Here is a 606-nt window from a genome sequence, read left to right as displayed (position 1 = left end):
CCCGATCACCGGTGAGGGCGTCTCGATCAAGCGGTCCGACCCGCTGCCCGAGGTCCTGCAGGCCCAGCACGTCGACAACTCCTTCTCGGTGCCCGGCGCCAAGGGTTGCGTGTTCGGCGGCGGCATCGCCGACTGGCTCGTCAACCAGATCGGCGGATTCCCCTCGCCGGCCGGCGAGAACACCATGATCCAGAACGAGTACATCGTCTCGAAGTCCTACTCCGAGCTCTGAGCGGGGACGTCAACGGATTGTGCCCGCGTGGTGCCGCAAGCACAGTCCGCCGCCTTTCTGACGACAGCGATGCCGTGGCTCGTCCTGGCCCGGTCCGATCCCACGTCGAAAGGCTCTGGGACTGGCCGCACCTGCCCGCACCACCCCGGTGCAGGTGTGGCTGGGTCGGCTCGCCGCAGGCCGTCAGCGGTCTGCGGCGAGCACGATCCGGCGTCGATCGGGATCACGTTGTGGCCGTCCGGCGCTGTGTGTCCATTTCTCCCGGTACAGAAAGGATGGACTGGTGAAGTTCACTAGTTTCTGGAGACGCAGTTCGCGGCTGGCGTTTCCTGCTGTGGCCGCCGCTGCGCTGCTCGCGTTCGGTATGGCGTCGC

Annotated in this window: 1 pseudogene; it reads left to right on the top strand. The window is 66.8% G+C overall.

The annotated features are described in order from the left end of the window. Positions 1-232 (top strand): annotated as a pseudogene (locus tag E1285_RS46385) (hypothetical protein); the annotation flags it as partial. Between the last annotated feature and the right edge of the window lie 374 nt (positions 233-606).

Origin of the sequence: Actinomadura sp. 7K507 (assembly GCF_004348425.1) — a bacterium.
Lineage (GTDB): Bacteria > Actinomycetota > Actinomycetes > Streptosporangiales > Streptosporangiaceae > Spirillospora.
The sequence above is the reverse complement of the archived record's forward strand: the minus strand, read 5'-3'. Positions and strand labels throughout refer to the sequence as shown.